Source organism: Leucobacter sp. M11, assembly GCF_035726885.1.
Lineage (GTDB): Bacteria > Actinomycetota > Actinomycetes > Actinomycetales > Microbacteriaceae > JAPFRB01.
Map to the genome: position 1 here is coordinate 337,565 of NZ_JAPFRB010000002.1, position 7,079 is coordinate 344,643.

Annotated in this window: 6 protein-coding genes; 1 reads left to right on the forward strand and 5 read right to left on the reverse strand. The window is 68.2% G+C overall.

The window, feature by feature from the left end:
- From OOT08_RS05880 to OOT08_RS05895, 4 genes are all read right to left on the reverse strand, one after another.
- Positions 1 to 822 (reverse strand): hypothetical protein (locus tag OOT08_RS05880; RefSeq protein WP_325091651.1); only part of this gene is annotated, 822 nt, incomplete at its 3' end.
- A 163-nt stretch (positions 823 to 985) separates the two neighbouring features.
- Entirely contained in the window at positions 986 to 1,972 is a 987-nt protein-coding gene (locus OOT08_RS05885; protein WP_325091652.1) for a hypothetical protein, read from the reverse strand.
- 672 nt (positions 1,973 to 2,644) lie between these two features.
- Positions 2,645 to 3,367 (reverse strand): uracil-DNA glycosylase, encoded by a 723-nt coding sequence (locus OOT08_RS05890; protein WP_325091653.1) that lies wholly within the window; start codon positions 3,365 to 3,367, stop codon positions 2,645 to 2,647.
- A gap of 43 nt (positions 3,368 to 3,410) precedes the next feature.
- The gene (locus OOT08_RS05895) at positions 3,411 to 4,118 is read right to left on the reverse strand and encodes a hypothetical protein (protein WP_325091655.1); all 708 of its coding nucleotides are present in this window, start codon (positions 4,116 to 4,118) and stop codon (positions 3,411 to 3,413) included.
- A 77-nt stretch (positions 4,119 to 4,195) separates the two neighbouring features.
- Between OOT08_RS05895 and OOT08_RS05900 the strand changes: the two genes are divergently transcribed.
- Positions 4,196 to 5,737: an MFS transporter gene (locus tag OOT08_RS05900; protein ID WP_325091656.1), complete on the forward strand. Its 1,542-nt coding sequence runs from the start codon at positions 4,196 to 4,198 to the stop codon at positions 5,735 to 5,737.
- 62 nt (positions 5,738 to 5,799) lie between these two features.
- On the opposite strand, the gene OOT08_RS05905 is transcribed toward OOT08_RS05900, so the two are convergent.
- Positions 5,800 to 7,079, reverse strand: a 1,280-nt coding sequence (locus OOT08_RS05905) for a DUF7507 domain-containing protein (protein WP_442916186.1), incomplete at its 5' end; no start/stop codon positions are given.

A 7,079-nucleotide genomic window follows, 5' to 3' on the forward strand; every position in this document is an offset into this window, starting at 1 on the left:
CTGGAACTTCTTCTTCTCCGCCGCTGAGGGTTCCTTCCCCTCGCCCGACTCCCCGTCGGGCATGTAGAGCTCGTTCTGCTCCTCATACAGCGCGTTCTGCGGTTCGTAACGTTCCGTGTACCCGGGGAAGCCGGCCTCGGTCATGCAGGTGATCCATTCGTCCCGCACCGCAATCACGTCCGGGTGCTCCTCCATATCGATGTAGAGCTGATCCATCGACTCTTGGAGCGCCGCCATCTCGGGGCTGTCCCAGACCTGCTCGCCCCCGACCTCGTGCTGAGCGGCGCCGTAGCAACCCGCCTTGGTCCAGTCGTAGACCCACTCCTCCTCGCTGCCTTCCTCCGGGAACTGGTCGCTGGGGCCGTTCAGGGCCTCGTAGTAGGCGGTCTGCTCGCTTTCGCTGAGGGAGTTCACGTACTCGCCGTTCGGGTCCTCGTACGGCTTTTCTTCTTGGGGGCCCTCCTGCTGCCAGGGCGAGTCGATGATGCCGTAGCCGTACTCCTTGGCGAATTCGACGGTGCCCCAGGTTGGCCCGTCGTCCTCCTCGACCTCCGTGCTCACGATGACCCCTCCGGAGTTCGTGTCCGGCTGGTACTCAAAGCCCTGCTCCGTCATGCAGACGGCGACCAGGTCCTGCTCGCGCTTCTGCTGTTCGTCGTAGAACTCCTGATCCTGCTCCTCGTAGAGGGAACTGAGCGCCTTCGAGAGCGGCCCCTCCTCCAGTTCTTCGGGCTTCGCGTCTCCCGAGCCTCCGGAGCATCCTGTCAGCAGCAGAGCCCCGGTGAGCATGGCTGCAAATATTCCTGTGGTTTTGAGAGTCATTCGTTCTCGCTTTATCCGGGTGGCTGGGCCACGGGGTGTGGTTCTGTTCATCATGGGTGGCGGTTCGGTGTGGTGCGGATGTGTTGCTGTCCCTGTCTGGAGGGACAGTACGGGGTGAGTCTATGGGAGAGCTATGTTTCCATGAGCCCTCGGAGGCGCGGCCTTACTTCTTCTCGGCGGCAACCTTGGCGAGTAACGCGTCAAGTTCAGCTTTGTGTTCCTCGACGTAGGTCTGCTCCAATTCGAACTGCACTTTCTGTTGGCGCTTGTCGAAGTCGACCTCGTCTGCGCAGGTGTAGTCAGCGGTAGCCATTTCGATCTCCTCGTCCTGGAACTGCTGCTTCTCTTCTTTGCTGAGTTCCTTCGGGCTGTTGCCCTCGCCGTTGGGAGCGTTCAACTCCGTGTATCGATCAGAGAGCTGCTGCTGGGAATCGCTGCGTACGCTGAGGTTTGGGTACCCGGCATCGGCCATACAGCTGGACCAGTCTTCGACGGCCGCCAGGGTGTCGGGAGCACTCTCCACGTCCTGGTACAGCTGCGCCTGCGATTCCTGCAAGGCCTCCATCTCCGGGCTGTTAAAGAGCGCAAAAGCCGGGTCCTGTTGAACCTCCAACTGCGCGGCCCCGACACATCCCGCCCGCTCCAGGTCGTACTCCCAATCATCAAAGTTGCCGTCCTCAGGCATCTGGTCTTCCCCATTCAACGCCAGGTTGAAGGCTTCGCGCTGGTTCTCGCTGAGCGATTCGAGGTATTCCGCATTGGGGTCCGTGGGGGGCGCGGTGCTGTTCTCGGTGTCCGGGGTCCGCGGGGAACTGACGATGCCGTAGCCGAATTCCTTCGCGAATTCGAGACTGCCCCAGGCCGGCCCTTCCTGCTCTGCGTCGTCCTCTTCGAGGGAGATCGACATCCCGGCCCCGGCATTTGGGGTGTACTCGAAGCCCTGCTCGGTCATACAGACGGCCACGAGGTCTTCCTGCTTGTTAAAGGCGCGCTGGAGGGCGTCCTGATCGATGGTGTCTCCGAGCGGCTGCAGGTATTCCTCGAGGGGACCCACCTTGGGTGCCGCTTCTGTGCTGTCGTCGCTCGAGCATGCGACGAGCGCCAGCGCCCCAATGAGAACGATGGCAAGGCCGGGAAATTTATGAGACATACTGCGCTCGCTTTCTGTAGCGGAAGGATCGTGCGGGGGTGATTCCGGAGGGAATTGCGGGGGGAAACAATCCGAGCTGTCCGGCACGCCCGGGGCCACGATGCGGCTCTGCTGGATTCATGCTAGCGCTCAGCCGGGTCATGATTCCCTCCCATCAGGGGTTTTTCAGACGGCAGAGAAAATCTCAGCCGAATTGTTATCGCCCGGTGGTGCCGGGTCATACTCGAGTGCCGACACGAAGCGCCAAACATCATCCTGCGGGCTGACGCGGTCCCAGTGCCGAAGCAGATCATGCCTGGATCTGGACCGTCCGGGGCAACGTGATTTGCTCAAGGAGGTGCTCCGCGTTCACGGCGGGGAGGCAAGCCTCGAGGACCCGGGAGTTCGTCCTGAGGCGCCCCCTCTCGGGCTGTCGCCGAGTCGGGTCATGGATTCGAGCAATACTCATCGAGCGTCCCTTGGTTCAGCGGGGCGCACGTGGCCCCGGTCCGTCCCCAGCTCGGCAGCGCGCAACAGCGAGCCGCCTGCGTCGAGACTAGAGCGCCGGGGCAGCAAGGTCGAGTCAGTGCGGACAATTCCCAGCGGGTTCAGCCAATCGTGATCCAGCAGCACTGTTGCGCCCTCACCGCCCAGGGGGCTCCCAGCTGCTCGCTCAGCGCGCGGCGGCGAGGCTCACCAGAGCCCCGGCAGCTCCCCCGGCGCGTCCGCGGGCACCGACCAGTCGAGGGGCGTCGCGCCCTGGGCGAGCAGGAGTTCGTTCGTCCGGCTGAACGGCCGCGAGCCGAAGAACCCCCGCCGTGCGGACAGCGGCGAGGGGTGCGCGCTCGTGAGCACCGCGGTGCCCGCGAGGGCGGGGGCGAGCTGCTCGGCCTGCTTCCCCCAGAGGATCGAGACGAGGGGCCCGCCCCGCGCCACGAGCGCGGCGATCGCCCGGTCGGTCACCCGTTCCCAGCCGATCCCCGCGTGCGATCCGGCCGCGCCAGAGCGCACCGTGAGCACCCGGTTCAGCAGGAGCACCCCGCGCGCGGACCAGGCGGAGAGGTCGCCGTGGCTGAGCGGCGCGACCCCGAGGTCGTCGACGAGCTCGCGAGAGATGTTGCCGAGGCTCCGCGGCAGGGGCCGCACCTCGCGGTCGCAGCCGAAGGCGACCCCGATGGGGTGCCCCGGGGTGGGATACGGGTCCTGGCCGACGATGAGCACCCGGACGTCCGCGAGCGGCGCGGCAAAGGCCCGGAACACGTCCGCTTCGGCGGGGAGCCAGTCCCGCCCCGCGGCTCGCTCCGCATCCAGGAACCCGCCGATCTCGGCGATCTCCGTCGCGACCGGGGCGAGCGCCTCGGCCCAGTCGGGAGCGATGCGCCCCTGGGCGGCGAGCGCGGTGAGCGAGAGCGGCACGGTGGTCCTTCGGTTCTGGTCGGGGGACGGGTGTCGAGCGCCCTTAGCCCTCGTCGGCGGCGATGGTGGCGACCGTGACGCCGCGCTCTGCGGCGCTGACCTGCCAGACGCTGCCCGAGCCGGTGACGCGGAGCGCTCCCGGCCCGATGATGAGCGCGGTGGCCGCGTCGATGGCGAGGGACTGCGGGACCATCCCGGCCTCGGTCACGGCGATGAGCCGGGGCAGGGTGCCGGAGGCGATGGGGTCGGCTTCGAGGCAGAGGTCGACGAGCCCGAGCCCGGCGCTGGCGTTGACCTCGCCCGTGGTGCCCGCGGGGCCGACGGGGACGCCGCCGATCTCCCCGCCGGAGGCGATGCAGACGTCGCCCGCGATGGTCGCTCCGGCGCCGAGGCCGAAGTAGGGCGCGCCGCCGCCGACGAGCTCGCGGATGCGCTCGGCGTCGGCGTGGGTGGCGTCGAGCGCCGCGGCGCGGGTGGGCGCGCCGAGGAGCACCCCGTGCACGGTTCCGGTGGCGACTTCGGCGGCGGAGGCGTCGACGACGCGGATGCCCGCGGCGGTGGCGCGGCTGAGGAGCCCGGCCTGGGCGGCCTCGGTCTTGCCGCTCGCGCCGATGGCCCAGAGGACGGGGGTGACGCTGTCGCGGTCGGCCCCGGCGAGCTCGGCGCGCTCCTCGGCGACGAGGCGCACCTCGGCCAGGAACTCGGATTCGGCTGCTGGGACGGTTCCGCCGCCCACGAGGAAGATGCTCATGTTCCCAGCGTAGCGACTGGCCGGGGTGTCGCGCGTGGTCGCGCGTTGCCGGGCGCGAAGTTCGCTACGATGCACCCATGACCCAGCAACGGAGCGGGACGGGGGCCGCTGCCACCCCGGGATCGAGCACGGCGGCGAGCGCGGGGGGCTCCTCGGGGCGCTCGGGCGCGAGCGCTGCCCCGAAGCTCGCCTTTGGGCTAATCGGCTTCCTCTTTTTTGTGGAGATCGTGTCCGGCATTATCCAGGGCTATTACGTACCGCTGATCAGCGATCTGGTGACGCACCTGGGTCTCGGGAACGACGCGGACTTTAATATTTTCGAGGGCACGCAGCTGCTCCTCGCGGCGCTCGTGGTGCCGATTCTCGCGAAGCTCGGCGACATGTACGGGCATCGCCGGATCCTGCTGCTGTCGACCGTGGTCGCCGCGACGGCGACCTGGGCGCTCGCGTTCTCGGAGAACCCGGTGACCTTCCTCATCGCGTGGACGCTGCAGGGCGTGTACACGGTGTGGCTGCCGCTCGAGATCGCCATCATCTTTATGCGTGGCCGCCAGACGGGGCGCGCCGCCGCCGAGACGCGTCGGGCCGCCGCGTTCCTGATCGTGGGCCTCGAGTCCGGGGCCATCCTGGGCGCGGTGGGCGCGGGGCAGCTCTTCGGCCTCTTTGGCGGCGACGCGGACCCGGGGGCCGCGATGGTCCCCACCCTGATCGTGCCCGCGGTGTTCGTGTCGCTCGCGTTCTTCGCGGTGCTGTTCGGGGTGCCGAAGCACACGCCGCCGGGCGGGCGCACGCTCGACGGCGTGGGCTTCCTGCTGCTCTCGACGGCGCTGTTGCTCGTGACCGGCGGGCTCACGCTCCTCAAGTTCAACGGGGCGGGCACCTGGTGGGTGTGGGCGCTCATGATCGCGGGGCTCGTGCTGTTTGTTCCCTTTGTGCGCTGGGAGCTCCGGCAGGACGACCCCGCCGTGGACGTCCGCGTGCTCGCGAGCCCGCAGATGTGGCCCGTCATGCTCACCGCGATGCTGATCGGGATCAGCCTGCTCGGCGCGCAGGCCCCGCTCAGCACCTTCGCGGGCACCGATCCCGCGGAGGCGGGCTTCGGCCTGGGGCTGAGCGCCGGGAGCCGGTCCATCCTGATCGGGGTCTATCTGATCTCGATGATCGCGGGCGCGCTCGTGTTCCCGTGGCTGTCCCGAACGCTCTCCCCGCGGCGGGCGCTCATCGTGGCCGCGTTCCTCGTCACGATCGGCTACGCCCTGTTCCTGCCGTTCCACAACACGGTGCCGCAGGTGTTCACGAACATGTGTGTCGCGGGCATCGGCTCGGGCATCCTCATGGGGGCGCTGCCCGCGGCCGCGGCTGCGGCAGCCCCGGCGGAGCAGACGGGCGTGGCGACTGCCATGACGAACACGACCAAAACGATCGGGGGCTCGATCGCCAGCACGGTGTTCGCGATTGTCCTCGTCGTCGGCCTGGGCGACGCGGCGGGCGGCGGCAGCACGCACGCGAGCCTGACCGGCTACCTCACGGTGTGGTCGATCTGTGCGGGCGGCGCGCTCCTGGCCGCGATCTCGCTCTTCCTGGTCCCGAAGGTCGCCTTCACCGACGCCGAGAGGTAACCGCGATCGGTCAGTGTTGCCGGCGGGTTCCCACGTGTGGTCCCCGCCGGCAACGCTGACGGTCATTCCTTGGGTTCGGTCCGGGCTCGACGCAGGACCGCACCGGCGGCGAGGAGGGCCAGGGCGAGCACGGCGATCGCGGTGAGTGAGCCGCCCGTGATCGGCAACCGTCCCGGCCGCTCAGCCGCCCGGTCCGCGTCGCCCTCGAGCTGCGGGGTCCCCGCGCTCAGGTATCGGACGGTGCTGTCCTCAGCGGTCACTGTTTCTCCGTTTGCGAGCACTCCGGTCACCGTCGCCGCATTCCGGATCACCCCGCGATCGAGGTCTGTCTGCGTCAGCGTGACGGTGGCGGTGGCGGTGGCACGTTCTCCGGGGGCAAGGGTCCCCGGAGCCCCGGTGGCTGGCCAGTGCATCTCAATCGCACTCAACCCGGGCATCGAGTCTTCGATGCCCACCCCTGTGAGACTTCGAGCTCCCGTGTTGGTCACGGTAAAGGAGTAGGTCACCGGGACTCCCGCGGAGCGGAGGTCCGGACCGACGCTCCCGGTTTTGACCAGGGTGAGACCGGCCTCCGACGAAAGCGGCAGGCCCGCTTCCGCAGAGTCGGAGATGTGCTTCGCCCGGGGATCGGTGCCCGTCACGGTTGCCGTGCTGTGCACCCGTCCGGTGTCGAGATGCTCCTGCGTCACCGTCACACTCGCGGTTCCCGTCACCCGCTGGCCGGGGAGGAGGACCCCGTTGTCAGCCGGCCACTCGGAAATCTCGATGGCGCTGAGCCCGGGAAGCGGGTCCTCAACCGTCACCCCGTTCAGGGTCTGGTTTCCCGCATTGTGCACCGTATAGGTCAATTCAACCGAGTCACCGATTCCCGGTGCCGCCGCAGTGGTGGCCGGGAGCACCGCCTTCTCCAGCTCAATTCCGGAGATGCCGTGCAGGATGAGTTCCGCTGGATCACTCGCGGTGGCCGGAACCCCGAGCGCGGTCACCGCGGTCACGGTCCCCTCGTTCGCGAGCCGGAGCCTGTCAATATCGGCCTGGGTGAGGGAGCGGTTGGCCGTGGCCGACACGCTCTCCCCAACGCCGAGTTCACCCGGAGCAGCATCGTCGGGCCAGGAACCGAATTCGATGGGTCCGATATCGGCGAGATCTGCGGTCAGCACGACTTCACGCAGCGCGACGGGGCCGGTGTTGGTCACCTCAAAGGAGAAGCTGGCATCCTGGCCGGGCTCGATGGTCTCCGGGGCCGTGATCGTCTGGCTCAGCGTCACCCCGGGGAGATCCCTCGCGAAGCCAAAGTTGACGTCCGAGCGGATCTCGCCGCGGGATACCCGGAACGTCGCCT

What these genes read in the sequence shown, in the direction of transcription:
- OOT08_RS05885 (WP_325091652.1), bottom strand. Translation starts at nt 1,972, where the DNA reads ATGTCTCATAAATTTCCCGGCCTTGCCATCGTTCTCATTGGGGCGCTG.
- OOT08_RS05895 (WP_325091655.1), bottom strand. Translation starts at nt 4,118, where the DNA reads ATGAGCATCTTCCTCGTGGGCGGCGGAACCGTCCCAGCAGCCGAATCC.
- OOT08_RS05900 (WP_325091656.1), top strand. Translation starts at nt 4,196, where the DNA reads ATGACCCAGCAACGGAGCGGGACGGGGGCCGCTGCCACCCCGGGATCG.